At 72.1% G+C, this 17,808-nt stretch carries 15 protein-coding genes; 3 read left to right on the forward strand and 12 right to left on the reverse strand.

What is annotated here, in order from left to right:
* Nucleotides 1–23 precede the first annotated feature (23 nt).
* From ABIA35_RS18380 to ABIA35_RS18395, 4 genes are all read right to left on the reverse strand, one after another.
* Nucleotides 24–941, reverse strand: a complete 918-nt coding sequence (locus ABIA35_RS18380; protein WP_370358671.1) for a 1-phosphofructokinase family hexose kinase — start codon at nt 939–941, stop codon at nt 24–26.
* Nucleotides 938–1,909, reverse strand: coding sequence for an ROK family protein (locus tag ABIA35_RS18385; protein ID WP_370358673.1), 972 nt, complete (start codon nt 1,907–1,909; stop codon nt 938–940). The genes ABIA35_RS18380 and ABIA35_RS18385 overlap by 4 nt, the downstream gene beginning before the upstream one ends.
* A 2-nt stretch (nt 1,910–1,911) precedes the next feature.
* Nucleotides 1,912–2,835, reverse strand: coding sequence for an SIS domain-containing protein (locus tag ABIA35_RS18390; protein ID WP_370344193.1), 924 nt, complete (start codon nt 2,833–2,835; stop codon nt 1,912–1,914).
* 158 nt (nt 2,836–2,993) lie between these two features.
* The gene (locus ABIA35_RS18395; RefSeq protein WP_370344194.1) at nt 2,994–3,758 is read right to left on the reverse strand and encodes a DeoR/GlpR family DNA-binding transcription regulator; all 765 of its coding nucleotides are present in this window, start codon (nt 3,756–3,758) and stop codon (nt 2,994–2,996) included.
* A 150-nt stretch (nt 3,759–3,908) separates the two neighbouring features.
* Here ABIA35_RS18395 and ABIA35_RS18400 point away from each other — a divergent pair, with 150 nt between their 5' ends.
* Both ABIA35_RS18400 and aspS read left to right on the forward strand, forming a co-directional pair.
* Complete coding sequence (locus ABIA35_RS18400; protein ID WP_370358674.1) at nt 3,909–5,864, forward strand: ArnT family glycosyltransferase; 1,956 nt, start codon at nt 3,909–3,911, stop codon at nt 5,862–5,864.
* Nucleotides 5,865–6,143: 279 nt separating this feature from the next.
* Nucleotides 6,144–7,436 (forward strand): aspartate--tRNA(Asn) ligase, encoded by a 1,293-nt coding sequence (gene aspS, locus ABIA35_RS18405; protein WP_370358675.1) that lies wholly within the window; start codon nt 6,144–6,146, stop codon nt 7,434–7,436.
* A 76-nt stretch (nt 7,437–7,512) separates the two neighbouring features.
* On the opposite strand, the gene ABIA35_RS18410 is transcribed toward aspS, so the two are convergent.
* Both ABIA35_RS18410 and ABIA35_RS18415 read right to left on the reverse strand, forming a co-directional pair.
* Nucleotides 7,513–8,430, reverse strand: a complete 918-nt coding sequence (locus ABIA35_RS18410) for a hypothetical protein (protein ID WP_370344197.1) — start codon at nt 8,428–8,430, stop codon at nt 7,513–7,515.
* Nucleotides 8,431–8,448: 18 nt separating this feature from the next.
* Nucleotides 8,449–9,033, reverse strand: coding sequence for a SigE family RNA polymerase sigma factor (locus tag ABIA35_RS18415; protein ID WP_370344198.1), 585 nt, complete (start codon nt 9,031–9,033; stop codon nt 8,449–8,451).
* A 154-nt stretch (nt 9,034–9,187) separates the two neighbouring features.
* On the opposite strand from ABIA35_RS18415, the gene ABIA35_RS18420 reads away from it, so the two are divergent.
* Nucleotides 9,188–10,627 (forward strand): aminopeptidase P family protein, encoded by a 1,440-nt coding sequence (locus ABIA35_RS18420; RefSeq protein WP_370358676.1) that lies wholly within the window; start codon nt 9,188–9,190, stop codon nt 10,625–10,627.
* An 837-nt stretch (nt 10,628–11,464) separates the two neighbouring features.
* Here the strand turns inward: ABIA35_RS18420 and ABIA35_RS18425 are convergent.
* The 6 genes from ABIA35_RS18425 to ABIA35_RS18450 form a co-directional block, all read right to left on the reverse strand.
* On the reverse strand, nt 11,465–12,196 hold the full coding sequence (locus ABIA35_RS18425) for a GntR family transcriptional regulator (RefSeq protein ID WP_370358677.1): 732 nt from the start codon (nt 12,194–12,196) through the stop codon (nt 11,465–11,467).
* Between the two features lie 77 nt (nt 12,197–12,273).
* Nucleotides 12,274–13,275, reverse strand: a complete 1,002-nt coding sequence (locus ABIA35_RS18430) for a proline racemase family protein (RefSeq protein ID WP_370358678.1) — start codon at nt 13,273–13,275, stop codon at nt 12,274–12,276.
* Complete coding sequence (locus ABIA35_RS18435) at nt 13,275–14,198, reverse strand: dihydrodipicolinate synthase family protein (protein WP_370358679.1); 924 nt, start codon at nt 14,196–14,198, stop codon at nt 13,275–13,277. The genes ABIA35_RS18430 and ABIA35_RS18435 overlap by 1 nt, the downstream gene beginning before the upstream one ends.
* Before the next feature lie 2 nt (nt 14,199–14,200).
* Nucleotides 14,201–16,306 (reverse strand): NAD(P)/FAD-dependent oxidoreductase, encoded by a 2,106-nt coding sequence (locus tag ABIA35_RS18440; RefSeq protein WP_370358680.1) that lies wholly within the window; start codon nt 16,304–16,306, stop codon nt 14,201–14,203.
* Nucleotides 16,299–16,571 (reverse strand): (2Fe-2S)-binding protein, encoded by a 273-nt coding sequence (locus ABIA35_RS18445; protein ID WP_370358681.1) that lies wholly within the window; start codon nt 16,569–16,571, stop codon nt 16,299–16,301. Before ABIA35_RS18445 ends, ABIA35_RS18440 begins: the two co-directional genes overlap by 8 nt.
* A complete protein-coding gene (locus ABIA35_RS18450; protein ID WP_370358683.1) occupies nt 16,568–17,743 on the reverse strand; it encodes an NAD(P)/FAD-dependent oxidoreductase in 1,176 nt (391 codons plus the stop codon). The genes ABIA35_RS18445 and ABIA35_RS18450 overlap by 4 nt, the downstream gene beginning before the upstream one ends.
* Nucleotides 17,744–17,808: the final 65 nt, after the last annotated feature.

A 17,808-nucleotide genomic window follows, 5' to 3' on the forward strand; every position in this document is an offset into this window, starting at 1 on the left:
CGGAGCGGCGGTCGGCATACGCATCAGCACGCTTCGATCTCGCCACTAAACCGGCGATAAGCCTCAGCGTCGAAGACCCCTGCGCGGTCGGTGAGCACTGTCGCGGCCGACAGAGCCGCGGCGTCGGCAAGGGTTTCGGGCCAAGGAGCCCCGGCGGCCAGCCCGACGGCCAGTGCGGCGACCGAGGCGTCGCCGGCGCCGGTGGGGTTGCCCCCGTCGATGCGCGGCGGGCGGGCGGTCCAGGTCCCCTCGGCGGTCAGCGCGGTGAGGCCTTCGGGCCCGTTGGAGGAGACCACCGCCCTGGCCCCGCGGTCGAGCAGCTCCGCGGCGGCGGCACGCGGATCGGCCAGGCCGGTGGCGTCGAGCAACTCGTGCGCGTTCGGCTTGACGATCGCCGGGCGCGCGGCCAGCGCGGCCAGCAGCGGGGCGCCTTCGGTATCCAGAATTGTAGGAACGCCAAGGCTTTCAGCGACTGTGATGAGCTCGGCATAGACGTCCTCGGCAAGGCCCCGCGGCAGCTTGCCCGACAGCACCAGCACCGCCGAGGCGTCGAGCACCGCGCTTTCCAGCAGCGAGGCGACGGCGGCGCATATCTCGGCCCATTCGATCCCGCTGAGCTCGGGCCCTGATTCGTTGAAACCGGTGGCCTGCCCCGATTCCTCGACCACGGTGACCGTGCGCCGCGTCGCCCCGGCGATCGGTATCGCGTGATGCGGCACCCCGGCCGCCTCCAGCTCCGCGCGCACCGCGTCGCCGTCGAAGCCGCCGAGCGGCAGGACCGCGACGGTCTCGTGGCCGAGCGCGTGCAGGGTCCGGGACACGTTCACGCCCTTGCCGCCGGCTTGGGCGTGCACGCGCGGCCGGTGCGTGGTTCCGGCTTTGAGCTCCGCGATCGTGTACGTGATGTCCAGGGCCGGGTTGAGCGTGACCGTGACTATCACGGCACCAGGTCCCAGGCCAGCAGTCCGGCGCCCAGGCAGCCGGCCAGGTCGCCCAGTTCGGCGGTGACCAGCTCGGGCAGCACGTGGTAGGTCGCCTTGGCCGCCAGCGCCTGGGCCAGCGGCGTCATCAGCGTGGCGCCGGCCTCGGCCAGGCCGCCGCCGATGACCACGCGGTCCGGGTCGAGCAGGGCGGCGGTGGTGAGCAGCGCGTCGGCCAGGACGTCGACGGCCTCGTCCCAGATCCGGCGGGCGATCGGGTCGCCGTCGGCCAGGCGCGCGACGACGTCCAGGGCGCCGGCCTTCGGGGTTCCGGCGGCCTCGGCGTAACGAGCGGCGACCGCGCCGGCCGCGGAGTACTGCGCCAGGCACCCGCGCAGGCCGCAGCCGCAGGGCAGGCCGCCGGGGCGCACGACGATGTGGCCGAACTCCCCGCCCATGCCGTGCGGGCCCAGGTTCGGCACGCCGTCGATCATGATGGCGCCGCCGATGCTGGTGCCCAGCGGCAGGAACACGAAGCGCGCCGAGCCCCGGCCGGCGCCGATGCGGGCCTCGGCCACTCCCCCGGCGCGCACGTCGTGGCCGATCGCGACCGGCACCGCCAGGCGCGCGCCGAGCAGGTCGCCGAACGGCACGTCGCGCCAGCCGATGGTGGCCGAGAAGACCCCGACGCCGGTCTTCTCGTTGATGATCCCGGGCAGCGCGAAGCCGGCCGCCGCGACCGGGGTGCCCTCGGCCGCCGCTTCCTCCACGAGTTCGGCGGCGAAGTCCGCGATCGTGTCGATGACGGCCTGCGGGCCGCGCTCGATGCGGGTGGCGCGGCGCCAGGTGCGCGTCAGCTCCCCGTCGCGGGTGACCAGGCCGGCCTTGATGCCGGTGCCGCCGACGTCCAGCGCGAGGGCGTGGACCGGTGTGGTGGCAGCGGCGACGCTGGCGCCCGCACCGGCGCCCTGCTGCTCGGGATCGGACATTCTCAGACCTCGGACAGGATGATCGAGCGGGTCAGGTTGCGCGGGTTGTCGACCTCCAGGCCCTTGCGGCCGCCGAGCGCCACGGCCAGCCGCTGCACCCGGATCAGCTCGGCCAGCGGGTCGCGGCCGTCGGCGCCGGCGTCCAGCCACTGCCCGCCGGTCGCCTCGACCTGCTCGGCCAGCCCGCGCGGGGCTTCCCCGAGCATCCAGGTCACGGTGCCGGGCGAGGCGATGCTGATCGGGCCGTGCCGGTACTCCATCGCCGGGTAGGACTGGGTCCAGGTCAGCGAGGCCTCGGTCATCTTCAGCCCGGCCTCGTTGGCCAGCCCGACGGTCCAGCCGCGGCCCAGGAACGCGAACTGGGTCTTGTCCAGGATCCCGTCCGGCAGCGGCTCGGTGACACAGCGCGCGGCGTCGGCGACGATCTTCTCCAGATCGAAGGCGGTGCCGGACTGCGCGGCGACGTGCGCGCGGAACAGGGTCAGCGCGGTGGTCGCGAAGCGCGTCTGCACGACCGACTTCTCATCGGCGAAGTCCAGCACGATGGTCGCGTCGGCCAGCACCGGGGCCGGAGTGTCGGGGTCGGCGATGACCGCGACGGTCGGGATGACGCCCCTGAGGCGCTGGAGCAGTTCCAGCACCTCGGTCGTGGTGCCGGAGCGGCTGAGCGCGACCACGCGGTCGTAGGCGCGGCCGAAGGGGAACTCCGAGGCGGCGAAGGCGTCGGTGTCGCCCAGGCCCGCCTGCTCGCGCAGGACCGCGTAGGCCTGCGCCATGTACAGCGAGGTGCCGCAGCCCACGACCGCCACGCGCTCGCCCTTGCTCGGCAGCGCCTCGGCGGTCGGGCCGGTGGCGATCGCGGCGGCCCGGCGCCAGGTGTCCGGCTGACTCGCTATCTCGGCGTCGACGTACTCGGTTCCGGACATGGTGTCTCTCCCCAGGCTGGCTGCGCTCGACAAGGAGCGTGATCCTCATGCTTGTATCTGAACGATAGCCAGACAAGTCGAGCAGAATCAAGCAGGAGAAAAAACAGCGTGGTCAGCCGCCGCGTCGCGCCGGGCCGCGCATAATTACCGCGGCCCGCTCAGTCGGCCAGGTGGATCCGCACGCCCAGCTCGCGCAAGGCGTCCAGCTCAGCCGGGTCGGCGCTGGGGTCGGTGACCAGATCGGAGACGAGCGCGGCCTCGGCGATCCGGGCGAAGGCGCGCCGGCCGACCTTGGTGCCGTCCGCGACCACGATCACACGCGAGGACTGCAGGATCATGGCCCGGTTGGTCTGCGCCTCGACCTCGTGGTGGGTGGTCACGCCGGCCGTGGCGCTGACGCCGCCGACGCCGAGGAAGGAGGCGTCCAGGTTGAAGCCCTCCAGCGCGCGCTCGGCGACCGGGCCGATCAGCTCATAGGACTCGGTACGCACGGTGCCGCCGGTGACCACCAGGTCTATCGCCGGGCGCAGCGCCAACTCCGCGGCGATGTTCAGGGCGTTGGTGACGATCTTCAGGCCGCCGCGCATGCCCAGGAACCGCGCGACCTCGCTGGTCGTCGTGCCCCCGCACAGCCCCACGGTCGCCGCGCTCTCGTCGATCAACCCCGCGGCCAGCTCGGCGATCCTGCTCTTCTCCTCCTGCTGGCGCGCGCCGCGGTAGCGCATGGGCAGCTCGTACAGGACGCCGGCCGGGACGGCGCCGCCGTGGGTGCGCTTGACCAGCCCCTGTTCCTCCAGGGCTTGCAGGTCGCGGCGGATGGTGGCCTGGGAGGTACCCAGGCGTTCGGCGGTCTCCACGACCCCCACCGAACCGTGGTCGGCCAGCAGGGCGAGGATGGCTCCGAGGCGGTCTTCTTGGCGCATGGGGACACAGTAGCGCGCAATCCGCTCATTGTGATGCTCGTTCGCGCAGAATCCGAGCATGAATGATCATCATCCTCATCGCCGGTCCCGGGTGTCCCTTTTTTCTGTGTTGGATGACTGTTTCGTAACTTGAGGTGACTCACGCCGATCATGCTCGTTGTCCGGGTCATGGCGTGGATTACTCGACGATCGTCGGATCGGTCCCTGGTCGCGGCCCTCACGGCGCTGGCAGCAGTGGTGTTCGGGTGGGGCTTCCAGCAGGGGCGGACGCACCCCTACTACACGGCGGCCGTCCGCTCGATGGGTGCCGACTGGCACGACTTCGTATACGGGTCCTTCGACCCGCGCGGCTTCATCACCACCGACAAGCTGCCCGGCGCCTTCTGGGTGCAGGCGCTGTCGGTGCGCATGTTCGGGTTCCATCCCTGGGCGGTGCTGCTGCCGCAGGTGTTGGCGGCCACGGCGTGCGTGCCGCTGTTGTTCGTCACCGTGCGGCGCTGGGCCGGCCGGGGCGCGGGCTACGCGGCGGCGGTCGCCTACACGCTCACCCCGGTGACCGTCGCGCTGTCGCGCACCAACATCCCCGACGCGCTGATGGTGTTCTTCATGGTGGTCGCCGCGCACGCGCTGTGGCGCTGGGCCGACGGCGGACGGCGCGCCACCTGGTGGCTGGCGGCCTCGGCGGTGTGGTTGGGCGTGGCGTTCAACGTGAAGATGGGGCAGGCGCTGCTGGTGGTGCCGGTCTTCGCCGGGGCGTGCTTCCTGCTGGGCGTCGGCAGCCGCTGGTGGCGTCTGGGGCGCGCGGCGGCCTACGGAACGCTGGTCGCGGCGGTGTCGCTGGCCTGGATGGTGTTCGTGACGCTGACCCCGGCATCGCAGCGGCCCTACATCGACGGGTCGGTGCACAACTCGGTGTGGGAGATGGTCTTCCAGTACAACGGGTTCGGCCGCATCGGGGGCCAGGGCGCCGGCACCGACCCGCTGGCCGGGGGCGCGGTGCTGTCCGGGGCCGGCGGGCCGGCCGGGCTCGGGCGGATCTTCGGGGCGGCCTCGGCGGGGCAGATCAGCTGGCTGGTGCCGGCGGCGGTGGCGGGGCTGGCGGCCGGGCTGTGGGCGGCTTGGCGCAGTGCCCGCAAGGCCAAGACGGCGTTCGGGACCGGGCTCGCACCGGAGGTCGACACAAGCGCGGATTCGACGGCGCAGCAAGGAATCAGCCCGAATCCGACCCGCCGCAGGACCACCGCCGGCTACCTCTTCTGGGGCGGCTGGCTCGGCATCTACGGCCTGGCCTTCTGCGCGGCCACCGGCATCCACTCCTACTACACCTCGACCCTGGCTCCCCCGGTCGCCGCGCTGGCCGGCGCCGCCTTCATCGCCGCTGCCCGCAACCGGTCGTGGTACCTCCCGGCGCTGGTGGCGATGACCGCCGGCTGGGCGTTCCTGGCCAGCCGCGAGACTCCGCACTACCAGCCGTGGCTGCGCTGGTTCGTGCTCGGCGCGGCGGTGCTGGCGATCGTGCTGCTGCCCTGGGCCCGGATCTCGCGCAACCGCATGCTCGGCTCCCTGTCGGCCGTGGCGGTGGCGACGGCGGCCCTTGCGGCGCCCGCGGTCTGGGCCACCTCGGTGCTCACACGGCGCGGTGACACGATGGGCAGCGTCGCGGCGTCGGCCGGCCCGCCGCAGGCGATGTTCGGGGGCCGGAAGAACAGCGCGGCCGTCAACACCGAGGTCGAGCACGGCCTCCGCGACTTCGGGCGCGGGCCCGATCCGCAGGTGGTCCGCTTCCTGAAGCACAACCGGGACGGCCGTCCCTACGCCGCCGCCGTGGACGGGTCGATGACCGCCGCGTCCTACCTCGCGGACAACGTCCCCGTTCTCCCTATGGGCGGCTTCACCAGCGACGCCCCGGTGCCGACCGTGCAAGGACTGGCGCAGCTCGTGCGCACCGGGCAGGTGCGCTACGTCGTGGTGAGCGGGATGCGCATGGGCGGGCGCAGCGTCGCGGCGAAGGACCGTGACGCGTGGGTCACAGGCCACTGCCACAGCATCCCCGGCTTCGCGCCCGGCACCGGGAAGGCGGCGACCGGGCTATTCGATTGTTCGTGATCACACCGGGGGTTAAGATCCCTGCAACACGTTGAAGGAGACGAGTAGCCTCGGATCCGCGCGGGTCCAGAGAGCCGTCGGCAGCTGGAAAGACGGCCCCGCGTCCCGAGGCGAAGACCCTCCTGAGTGCGGGGAGGCAATGCCCCGCCGCCCGGCCCCCGTCAACGGGCCGCCACGAGGCCGCGGCCCGCAAGGCCGCGGTGAAGGTGCGGTGGTACCGCGATTCCCTTATCGCCCGCACCCCCAAGGGATCACTTCGATGCCCTTGGAGGGCTCAAAATGATCCACCGCGTACTGGCCGCCGGACTGTCGGCGCACGTAGGTGAAACCGTCCAGGTCTCCGGCTGGCTGCACCGCCGCCGCGAGCTCAAGAACGTCACGTTCCTCATCCTGCGCGACCGCAGCGGCCTGACCCAGGCCGTCCTGCCGGGCGCCGTGGCCGAGCAGCTGCGCGACATCCCCGAGGAGACGGTGCTGTCCTTCGTCGGGACCGTCACGGCCAACGAGCAGGCACCCGGCGGCGTGGAGGTCGTGGCACCGGCCGAGGGCCCGCAGGTCGAGCTGTTGTCCAGCCCGGCCGAGACACCGCCGCTGGACATCTACCGCCCGAGCGTGACCGCCTCGCTGCCGACCATCTTGGACGGCGCCCCGGTGACCCTGCGCCACCCGCACCTGAACGCCCCCTTCCAGATCACGGCCGCCTCCGTCGCCGGCTTCCGCACTGCGCTGGACGCCCTGGACTTCACCGAGATCCACACCCCGAAGATCGTCGGCTCGGCCACCGAGTCCGGCGCGAACGTCTTCGCCCTGGACTGGTTCGGGCGCAAGGCCTACCTGGCGCAGTCGCCTCAGTTCTTCAAGCAGGCGATGGTCGGCGTCTTCGAGCGGGTCTACGAGACCGGCCCGGTCTTCCGCGCCGAGCCCTCCGACACCGCTCGCCACCTGGCCCAGTACACGAGCCTGGACGCGGAGCTGGGCTTCATCGCCGACCACCGCGACGTGATGGCTGTGGTGCGCCACGCGCTGGCCGGCATGGTCGCCTCGGTCGCCGAGCGCGCGGCGGCGGCCGTGGACCTGCTCGGGGTCAAGCTGCCGACGGTCCCGGAGCAGATCCCGGAGATCCACTTCGCGGACGCGATGGGGATGCTCGGCGAGGACGAGCCGGACCTGTCCCCGGCGAACGAACGCGAGCTGAGCGAGTGGGCACTGCGGGAGTTCGGCAGCGAGTTCCTGTTCGTCACCGGCTACCCGATGGCCAAGCGCCCCTTCTACACGCACGCCCAGCCCGACCGGCCGCAGTACTCGAACAGCTTCGACCTGATCTTCCGCGGACTGGAGCTGATCACCGGCGGCCAGCGGCTGCACCGGTACGAGGACTACGTCGCGGCGCTGGCGGCCCGCGGGGAGTCCACCGAGGCCTACGAGGGGTACCTGGCCAACTTCAAGCACGGGATGCCGCCGCACGGCGGGTTCGCGCTGGGGCTGGAGCGGTGGACGATGCGGCTGACCGAGTCGGACAACCTGCGGCGGACGGCGTTGTTCCCGCGGGACCTGCACCGGCTCACGCCGTGAGCGTGCTCTGAGACGCGAACACGGGCCTCTCGTCGTCGTCGCATGGCGGCGAGAGGCCCGCGGGCTGTGCGGCCGGTCAGCCCACAGATGAAAGGAAGTACGGACCGCTCTTATTGGCGTTCGCCGTCGCCACCGTCGTTCCGGCGGAGTTGTAGCAGATCACCTTCTGCGGACGGTCCTGTCCGTTGTAGCCGAACACGTAGAAGGAACCGCCCTGGATCCGGTGCAGCGGCACGAATTCGGCGTGGTCGGCGTATTGCGCACACAGGTGGTCGACATCGGGGGCCATCCACCCCACCGTCACATAGGCCGGATAGTCCTTGTCGGGCTGCGAGGACCCGGCCGGCGTGCCGGATCCGATGCCCGAACCTTCCGAGATGGTGAAGGCATGCTGATCGGCCGCACTCCCAGCGGGCGCCCAGTATTCGGTGTAGCCCTGGACACCCGGCGTCCGGAACTGCGCGACGGCGCCTGAAGCCTCGGCGTCCCTGGCGGCCTGCGGGACGGTGCCCGACGGGCGCTTGTCCTCCCAAGCCAGATGCGCCTGCTTGTCGGGGAAGACATGGATCTGGACCTGCCACGCGAGCCCCGCGGCCTTCCCCGACACCGTCTCGAAAGCCAAGCCGTCGATGGTGGTCGAGGTCGTACCGGTCACCGCGCCGGTCACCGCGCCGGTCACCGCGGCCGAGCAGGTCTTCGACGCCGGCACCGCCGCCGGCGCCAGTGCCGGCGAGCCGGCGTGCTTCGCGATGAACGCCGACTGCGATGACCCACCCGCGTGCCCGCCGAAGACGATCGCCCCCGCCGCGACCCCCAGCATTCCCAGCACCGCCAACGACGACCCGGCCGCCGTGGCCCGGTGCCGGACCCGGCGTCGGCGCGCGCCGTCGATCACCCGCTGCGCCGAGACGGCACGCTCGGCGGCCCCGTCCGCGAACAGGTCCCTGATCCGGTCCTCGAAGCCGGGGGAACCGACATCGTGGTTCTCAGCCATCTGTTTTCATCCTCTCCCTCATCCTGTCTCCACTTCGACGGGCTCGCCGCGCTCGGCGAACTCCGGCAGCGCCCGCAACCGGCGCAGGGCCCGCGACAGGCAGCTCTTCACGGTGCCCGGCGCGATCCGCAGCTCCGCAGCGATCGCCGCCTCGCTCAGGTCGGCGTAGTACCGCAGCACCACCACCTGCCGCTCGCGCCGGGTCAGGGTCCTGAGAGCGGCGCGCACCAGATCCTGCTGGGCGTGGCGGTCGGCGACGTCCCACGGCTGCTCGCGCTCGGGCACCGCGTCCGTGCTCCATTCGCGGCCCCGGCGCAGCCGCCACCAGTCGCGGTAGGAGTTGACGATGATGCGGCGCACGTAGGCCAGCGGGTCGTCGGCGCGGATGCGGTGCCAGCGCAGATAGGCGCGCTCCAGGGCGGTCTGGGTCAGGTCGGCGGCCCGGTGCGGGTCGCCGCAGATCAGCTCGGCCAGCCGCAGCAGGCGCCCGCCCTGCGCCGCGACGAACGCGGTGAAGTCCGCGTCCACGCTCTCCGGGTCCCGCGCGGTGGGTTCCGGTATCGCGGGTTCCGGCCCCGTGCCGAGGGTGTCGTCGTCATCCACATCCACCAGACGACTCGGGAGCCCGTTAGGTTCTTCGGGGCGCGGGGGTGGTTACCGCGGCTGGTCGTGGAATGTAACATTGCACACTGCGGCCCGCCGGGGGACGCCGCCGCGCGCCGCACGTTCCGACCCTTCGCACCCCCAGGGAGCCGCAGTGTCCAGCGACCCGAACCTGTCGAAGTTCGCCACCGGCAGCCACGACCTGCCGGTCACCGACGCCCTGGCGGCGTTCATGGCCACGCAGTGGGCGCCCTCGCCGCTGCCGGACCTGGGCCCGACCCCGGCCTCGGCCTGGACGCCCCGCCGCCGCGCAGCCGTCTCGGCCCGCTTCCCCGGCGAGCGCCTGATCATCCCGGCCGGCGTGGAGAAGCTCCGCAGCAACGACACCTACTGGCACTACCGCCCGCACAGCGCCTTCGCGCACCTGACCGGCAGCCAGCTCCTGGAGGCCGTCCTGGTCTTCGAGCCGAACGGCGACGGCCACGACGCCATCCTGTTCGCCCACGACCGCTCCTCCCGCGACAACGGCGAAGCCTTCCGCGACCGCCGCCTCGGCGAAATGTGGGAAGGCCGCCGCCCCTCCCTGAGCGAGAGCTCGGAGTTGTACGGCATCGCGACCGAGAACCTGAACCGCCTGGCGGACAAACTGTCCGGCGCCTCAGTCCCCACCCGCGTCCTACGCAACTCCGACCCGCGCGTGGACGCCCTGGTCTCCCCCCGCCCCGAGGCCGACGCCGAGTTCACCGCATACCTGTCGGAACTACGCCTGGTGAAGGACGCCTGGGAAGTCGACCAACTCCAGGCCGCCGTGGACGCCACCACCCTCGGCTTCCAGGACGTAGCCCACATCCTGCCCACAGTCATCGGCAAACCCCGAGCCGAACGCTGGGTCGAAGGAGCCTTCAACAACCGAGCCCGCATCGAAGGCAACGACGTCGGCTACAACACCATCGTCGGCGGCGGCGCCCACGCCTGCGTCCTGCACTGGACCGCGAACAACGGCACCCTGAACCCCGGCGAACTCCTCCTCCTGGACGCCGGCGTCGAAGTCGACAGCCTCTACACCGCCGACATCACCCGCACCCTCCCCATCTCCGGCACCTTCACCCCCCTCCAGCGCGACCTGTACAACCTGGTCCTGGCAGCACAGAAAGCGGGCATCGCCACCCTCCGCCCCGGCGCAGCCTTCCGCGAGTTCCACTGGGCCGCCATGCGCACCATCGCCACCGGCCTGATCGACATGGGCATCCTGAAGGTCTCCCTGGACCAGGCCATGGACCCCGAAGTCGGCCTCTACCGCCGCTACACCCTCTGCGGCAGCGGCCACATGCTCGGCATCGACGTCCACGACTGCGCCAAGGCCCGCGCCGAAGAGTACGTGGACGGCACCCTGGCCCCCGGCAACGTCCTGACCGTCGAGCCAGGCCTGTACCTCCAGCCCGACGACCTGACCCTCCCCGAGGAACTCCGCGGCATCGGAATCCGCATCGAGGACGACCTCCTGATCACCGACGACGGCGCGCTGCTGATGTCCTCGGCCCTGCCGCGCGAAGCGGACGACGTCGAGGCTTGGATGGCTGAGCACGCGGGCTGAGATCTGCCCCGCCCGCCCGCCGCCCGCTCGCCCGCTGCGGCCGCGGCCGCGGACTTAGACGCCGCGACCGGCCACGGCTGGCGGGCGGGCACCGCGGGGAGCAGGCGCCGCGGCTACGCGCGGGCGGGCACGGCGACCGGGCACCGCGGCCGGACGGGCAGCGCAGCCTGGCGCCACGGCTTGGCGCCACGACCTGGCGCCGCAGCCTGGTACCTCAGCCCGGTAGGGCGGCCTGGCGCCCCAGCCTGCCACGGCGCGCTGAGGCCCGGCCCGAGCGACGGAGCAGCCCGACTGAGGCCCGAGTAGCCGCGGCCGCTGCCGTTACCAGTGCCACTGCCACTGCCACTGCCACTGCCACTGCCACTGCCACTGCCACACACGGGCGCCACACCTCACCCATTCGGCGTCAGCCGATCTACGCAGCCCCATCTACGCCAATCACCCGATGTCCGATATGCAACATTCGATGACTATTGAGGCAATCCAAAGGCCGCCAAGCACCGCCAAGCACCAGCAGCCCCAGGACCGACGGTCACCACCGACCGAGCGCGGACAGAGCTCACCGCGCCCGGCCGGCCGGCAACCGCCACGCCATCGATGACCTCGCGTCGTCGACTGCTCGAAGCGAGGCGATAAGGGCCTCCGGCTTCGGCCAAGTCGGAGGCAAATGGGGGATCGCCCCGCATCGAGCAGGCCCCGCAAGGGGCTGGCGCTGTACAACACAACAGCCGGGCCCCGGCGCCACCCCCAGGCGCCAGGGCCCGGCGCCCAAGCCTGCCCTTTTCAGCCCGCTGCGACGGGCCCGACCAGCTACTCCCGACCCGGCAGCCGGCTCAGCTACTCCCGGCCGGCCCAGATCGACCGCACGTGCGTCAGGTGCGTCTTCATCAGGCTCTCGACGGTCTCGGCGTCCCGGGCGACCAGCGCGTCCACCAGCGCCACGTGCTCCTCGGCCGAGGCCGCGAGCACGCCGGCGTCGGCCAGCGAGGGCAGCCCGTACAGCCGGGAGCGGTTGCGCAGGTCGCTGACCACCTCGACCAGGTGCGGGTTGCCGGACAGGCCCAGCAGCGCCAGGTGGAAGGCCTGGTCGGCCTCGACGTAGCCGATCAGGTCGCGGGCCTTGGCGGCGCTGACGATGGCCCGGGCCGCGGGCCGCAGCGCCTGCAGGTCGGCCAGGGCGGCGCTACGCGCCAGGCCGGTCACCACCGGCACCTCGATCAGAGCCCTGATCTCGGTGAACTGGTCGAGGTCCGCCTCGGACAGCTCGGTCACCCGGAAGCCCTTGTTCCGGACGACCTCGACCAGCCCTTCCTTCGCCAGATCGAGCATGGCCTCGCGGACCGGCGTGGCCGACACGCCGAAGCCGGCGGCCAGGACCGGCGCGGAGTACACCACGCCGGGCCGCAGCTCGCCGGCGATCAGGGCGGCGCGCAGGGCGTGCGAGACCTGCTCACGCAGCGAGTTGTGGCCGAGCACGCGGGGCAGGTTCAACGCCGGGCCGCGCTCCGGGTCGGGCCCGGGGGCCGTGCCGGTGAATACCGCGGCGCCGCTGGAAGTCCTGTCTGGCATGGTCGAAACCCTATCCGCTGAGTGACGCGCGGCCACAGATCTTGTCTCGCTTTATAGAGAGACCTTCCTGACACTGGTCAAAGCAGGAACCCGGCCGGGAAGGGATCGTCCGGGTCCAGGAAGTACTGCGCGGTTCCGGTCACCCAGGCCCGGCCGGTCACCGTCGGGATCACCGCGGGCCGTCCGGCGACCTCGGTCTGCTCGACCAGGCGGCCGATGAAGCGGGTGCCGATGAAGGACTCGTTGACGAAGTCGGTGTCCAGGGCCAGCTCGCCGCGGGCGTGCAGCTGTGCCATGCGCGCCGAGGTGCCGGTGCCACACGGGGAGCGGTCGAACCAGCCGGGGAAGATGGCCATCGCGTGGCGGGAGTGGTGGGCGGTGGAGCCCGGGGCGCGGAAGTAGACGTGGTGCACGGCGCGGATGCCGTCGTCCAGTGGGTGCACGGGCTCGTCGGCGGTGTTGATGGCGTCCATGGTGGCCAGGCCGGCGGCGATGATCTCGTTCTTGGCGGCGCGGTCGAAGGGGAGTTTGTAGGCGTCCAGGTCGACGATCGCGTAGAAGTTGCCGCCGTAGGCCAGGTCGTAGCTGATGGCGCCGAAGCCGGGGACCTCTACTTGGGCGTCCAGGCGTTCGGCGAAGCTGGGGACGTTGCGGATGGTCACCGCCTTCGCGGCGCCGTCCTCGACGCGTACGTCGGCCAGGACCAGGCCGGCCGGGGTGTCGAGGCGGACGGTGGTGATCGGCTCGACCACGGGGACCATGCCGGTCTCGACCAGTACGGTGGCCACGCCGATGGTGCCGTGGCCGCACATGGGCAGCAGGCCGGAGACCTCGATGTACAGCACGCCGTAGTCGGCGTCGGGGCGGGTCGGGGGCTGCAGGATCGCGCCGGACATGGCGGCGTGGCCGCGGGGTTCGTACATCAGGAGCGTGCGCAGGTGGTCCAGGTGCTCCATGAAGTACAGGCGCTTGGCCATCATGGTCTCGCCGGGGATGACGCCGATGCCGCCGGTGATGACGCGGGTCGGCATGCCCTCGGTGTGGGAGTCGACGGCGTGGTAGACGTTCTTGGTGCGCATCAGTCCTGCCGCTTCCGCTCGCGGGCCTTGTCCTCCAGCGGCAGTGCGCGCAGGGTGTCGGCCTTGATGGTGTCGGCCTGCTCCGGCAGGAGCGGGACGCGCGGGGGACGGCAGCCGCCGCCGTGGTGGCCGGCCAGGTCCATGGAGAGCTTGATGGCCTGGACGAACTCGGTGCGCGAGTCCCAGCGGAGCAGGGGGTGCAGGTCGCGGTAGAGCTGCAGGGCCTGGCCCAGGTCGCCGGTCGTGGCGGCTGCGGTGGCCGCCTGGTAGAGGTCGACGCAGACGTGGGGGATGGCGTTCGGGTAGCCGGAGACCCAGCCGACGGCGCCGGCCAGGGCCAGCTCGAGCAGGACGTCGTCGGCGCCGATGACCAGGTCGAGGTCGGGTGCCAGCTCCTTGATGCGGTAGCCGCGCCGGGTGTCGCCGGAGAACTCCTTGACCGCGCGGATGTAGCCGGCCTCGTGGAGCTGCTGGAGGAGCTCGGGGACTAGGTCGACCTTGGTGTCGATGGGGTTGTTGTAGGCGACGATCGGGATGCCGACCTCGGCGACCGCCTTGTAGTGCGCCAGGACGGAGCGCTCGTCGGCGCGGTAGGCATTGGGCGGCAGGAGCATGACGGCGCCGGCGCCGGCTTCGGCGGCCTGCTCGGCCCAGCGGCGCGATTCCATCGCCCCGTACGCCGCCACGCCGGCCAGGACCCGGTCGCCGCCGACGGTTTCGACCGCTGTGCGGACCACGGCTGCGCGCTCGGCGTCGGTGAGTGTCTGGTACTCCCCGAGGGATCCGTTGGGGCACACGCCGTCGCACCCGGCGTCGATGAGGCCGCGCAAGTTCTCGGCGTAGGCGTCGAGGTCCACGGTCAGGTCTTCGCGGAACGGCAGGGCGGTGGCGACGACGACGCCGTGCCAGGGCATGCGGGACATGGTCACTTGTTCCTTCGATCTTGCTCGGCGAGCACGCCGAGCGGGACGGGACGCGCCAGGGGGCGCGAGGCGGCGGCAAGCAGGTCGGCTTCGGAGGCGGGGTCGCCGCCGGCGGCGAGGCAGGCGACGGCGTAGCCGCACACTCGGCCCTGGCACCAGCCCATGCCGGCGCGGGTGAGGAGCTTGACGGTGCGGACGTCGCCGGCGCCGAGCTCGCCGGTCGCCTCGGCGATGGTCTTCGCGGGGACCTCTTCGCAACGGCAGACGACGGTGTCGTCGGCGAGGTGCTGGCGCCATGCGGCCGGGATCGGGTGGCGCGCGCGCAGGAGGTCGGCGAGGGCACGTTGGCGGGTGCGGCGGCGGAGGAGGTCGCCGAGGTTGGCCGGGGTGATGGCGGCGGTGGGGGCGGTGGAGATGTTGGGGGCGGTAGGGGTGGTGGCCGTGGCGGTCGCTTCGGCGGAGGGCACGGCGGAAGCGGGGACGGTGGGAACGGGCTCGGCGCGGCGGGTGAGGCGCGCGCGGGCTGCGGCCAGACGCTTGGGGGGCTCGGCGCGGCTAGCGGCTTCGGAGGTGCGGGCCGCGGGTGCGACAGAGGATGCGTCGGGGCTCGGCGACGGCTGGCGGGTGAGGCGGGCTCGGGCTGCGGCGAGGCGGGTGGCGGCGGTGGCCGCCCTGGTGGTCGGCTTCGGCGCCGCGGCGGCCGGGGAGGCGGGAGCGGTGCCAGCGGCGGCTTCGGAACTGCGGGCAGCGGATGTGTCAGGGCTCGGTGATGGCTGGCGGGTGAGGCGGGCTCGGGCTGAGGCGAGTGCGCGGGCGGCGAGCGGGGCGGCTGCCTTGTTCTCAACGGTCGAAGCAGGATTCGGCGGCTCGGCTGCGGGAGTGCCGGATGGCGGCTTGTCCTCGGCCGGGGTGGAGTTCCGCGGCTCAGCGTTGGCGGTACCGGCGGCCCGAAATGGCGCTCGGCGCGCTCGGGCTGCCGCTTGGGCTACTGCGAGGCCTGCGATTTCGCCCTCGAGTAGGGCTGTTTCTGCTCCGGCTACGCCTGCTGTTTCGCCAGCGGCGTAGAGGCCGGGGACTGAGGTGCGCTGGGTGGTGTTCACGCGGAGGGCGATTGTGCCGTCGGATAGGTGCTTCGGGGCTGCGCCGAGGGTTAGGGCCAGGTCGATTTGGGGGGCTAGGCCGTAGCCGATGGCCAGGGTGTCGCAGGGGATGCGGTGGGGGTCGGTGGCGTCGGGGCGGGCTGTGGTCACTGCTTCGAGGGTGGTGGTGCCGTGGGCTTCGATGATCATGCGTCCGGTGTGGACGGGGATGCGGGCTCGGGTGAGTTGGCGGGCGTAGTCCAGGCCTTCGGCGAGTTTGGTGGGGTTGGCCAGGAGGGGGAGGGGGTTCTTGGCGTAGCCGCGGATGGTGTTGGCTTCGTAGAGGCCCAGGACTTTGGCGCCGGCGGCGGCCAGGCCGGTGGCTACCGGGAGGAGTAGGGGGCCGGTGCCGGCTACGACCACGCGGCGGCCGGGGAGGACCAGGTTGCCTTTGAGGAGTGCTTGGGCGCCGCCTGCGGTGAAGACGCCGGGGAGGTCCCAGCCGGGGAAGGGGACTACGCGTTCGTAGGCGCCGGTGGCCAGGATGACGTAGGGGGCCTCGATGGGGCCGCGGTCTGTCAGGACCCTGAATGCGGTGGTGTTGAATGCGGTGGTGTTGGCGGCGGTGGCGTTGGCGGCGCGCTCGGTGGCCTGGGGTTGGTCGGTGGGCCGGACTTGCTCGATGGCCCAGACCTGGTGGCCGAATCTGACCTCGATGCCGCCGGCCGTCTCCACGCGGGTGACCAGTTGCTCGAACTGCTGCCAGCCGTGGTAGAGCTTCGGGAGCCAGTCCGCGGTCAGGCCGGGGGCCGGGTGGCGGAAGTACTGGCCGCCGAGTTGGCGGCCGGCGTCGATCAGGGCGACATGGAGTCCTTGTTCGGCCGCGGTCGCGGCGGCGGCCATGCCGGCCGGGCCTGCGCCGATGACGGCCAGGTCGAAAGCGGCCGATTCGAAGGCGGCCGAGTCGAAGGCGGCCGGGTCGGTGAACTCGGCGAAGGTGTCGCCGGGGGGCGATGTCGGGTCACTCACCTTGGTCACCGCGTCCGTCCCCTGTCTGTGTCCGCACTGTGTCTCCCTCGGCGACGACTGCCAGGCACGCGCGGATGTTCGGCTCGCCGTTCACCGTCACCAGACAGTCGAAGCAGACGCCGATGCCGCAGAACAGCCCGCGCGGGCGGCCGCCGAAGCGGGTCGTGCGCCAGGAGCGGATGCCCTCGGCCAGCAGGGCCGCGCCGACGGTCTGGCCGGCTTGGGCCGTCATCGGCCGGCCGTCGAAGCTGAACTCCACACTCACTGCGCACTCTCCTCGAACCGTGCCGGTCGGAACGGCTCGGCCGACACCGCCGGGTCCCGCTCCATCAGCAATGCCGCGATCAGTTCCCCGGTAGCCGGGGCCAGGCCGATGCCGGCGCCCTCGTGCCCGCAGGCGTGGAAGAGTCCTGACAGCTTGGCGTCGGGGCCGATCGCCGGCAGGTGGTCCGGCAGGTAAGGCCGGAATCCGCAGTAGTAGCGCTGGACCTTCACCTCGGCCAGGAAGGGGAACAGCTCGGCTGCCTGAGCGGCCAGGCGCCCCAGCGCGTCGTACGACGGCGTCCGGTCCAGCCCGACCCGCTCGCGGCTCGCGCCGATCAGCACCGGCCCCGACGGCGTCCCCTCGACCACCCCGGAGGACTGCAACGCCGCGTCGGAGCTGGAGACGTCGGCGACGTACGCGGCCGAATACACCTTGTGCCGCACCATCGCCGGCAGCGGCTCGGTCACCAGGACGAACCCGCGCCGCGGCTGCACCGGCAGCGTCGAGCCGGCGAACGACGCGATCGAGGCGGCGCCGAACCCGGCGGCGTTGACCACGTAGCGCGCCGAGATCTCCCCGGTCGTCGTTCGCACGCCCCGCACCACACCGCGTGCGGCCACCAGCCCGATCACCGGGCTGCCCAGGCGCAGCCGCGCCCCGGACGCCTTCAGCAGGGCGGCCGTGGCCAGCGACGGCATGACCTGCGCGTCCTGCGGATACCAGAAGCCGCCGGCCAGTCCGGGGGCGATGAAGGGTTCGAACTCGGTCAGCCGGTCCGCCGGGACCTCCTCGGCCACTACGCCTGAAGGTGACTGCGTGGCCGCAAAGCCTTGCAGGGCCTGGAAATCCGTCGCGGTGAAGGCGACGACCAGGCCGCCCTTGGCCTCGTACTCGAACCGGGCGCCGAGCGCGCCGTCGTCCTGCTCGGCCAGCGCGCGCCACAGTTCCTGGGAGCGCATCGCGAGGTCCATCTCCGGTCCCGGTTCCTTGTCCGAGACCAGCAGGTTCCCCTCCCCCGCGCCGGATGTGCCGCCGGCGACCGGGCCGGCGTCGAGGACTGTCACCGTCAGGCCTTCGCGTGCGGCGTAGTACGCGCACGCGGCGCCGATCATCCCGGCCCCGATCACCACGACGTCGGACGTCGGGCGGGACCCGTTGGCGGCTGCGCTCACGCCAGTACTATGTCACATGCTGCCGTGAGATGCCACCGGTCCGCGCGGCCGCGACCAATCGTGAA

This window comes from Catenulispora sp. MAP12-49 (assembly GCF_041262705.1).
Taxonomy (GTDB): domain Bacteria; phylum Actinomycetota; class Actinomycetes; order Streptomycetales; family Catenulisporaceae; genus Catenulispora.

What these genes read in the sequence shown, in the direction of transcription:
- ABIA35_RS18385 (WP_370358673.1), bottom strand. Translation starts at nt 1,909, where the DNA reads ATGTCCGATCCCGAGCAGCAGGGCGCCGGTGCGGGCGCCAGCGTCGCC.
- ABIA35_RS18390 (WP_370344193.1), bottom strand. Translation starts at nt 2,835, where the DNA reads ATGTCCGGAACCGAGTACGTCGACGCCGAGATAGCGAGTCAGCCGGAC.
- ABIA35_RS18395 (WP_370344194.1), bottom strand. Translation starts at nt 3,758, where the DNA reads ATGCGCCAAGAAGACCGCCTCGGAGCCATCCTCGCCCTGCTGGCCGAC.
- ABIA35_RS18400 (WP_370358674.1), top strand. Translation starts at nt 3,909, where the DNA reads ATGCTCGTTGTCCGGGTCATGGCGTGGATTACTCGACGATCGTCGGAT.
- aspS (WP_370358675.1), top strand. Translation starts at nt 6,144, where the DNA reads ATGATCCACCGCGTACTGGCCGCCGGACTGTCGGCGCACGTAGGTGAA.
- ABIA35_RS18410 (WP_370344197.1), bottom strand. Translation starts at nt 8,430, where the DNA reads ATGGCTGAGAACCACGATGTCGGTTCCCCCGGCTTCGAGGACCGGATC.
- ABIA35_RS18425 (WP_370358677.1), bottom strand. Translation starts at nt 12,196, where the DNA reads ATGCCAGACAGGACTTCCAGCGGCGCCGCGGTATTCACCGGCACGGCC.
- ABIA35_RS18430 (WP_370358678.1), bottom strand. Translation starts at nt 13,275, where the DNA reads ATGCGCACCAAGAACGTCTACCACGCCGTCGACTCCCACACCGAGGGC.
- ABIA35_RS18435 (WP_370358679.1), bottom strand. Translation starts at nt 14,198, where the DNA reads ATGTCCCGCATGCCCTGGCACGGCGTCGTCGTCGCCACCGCCCTGCCG.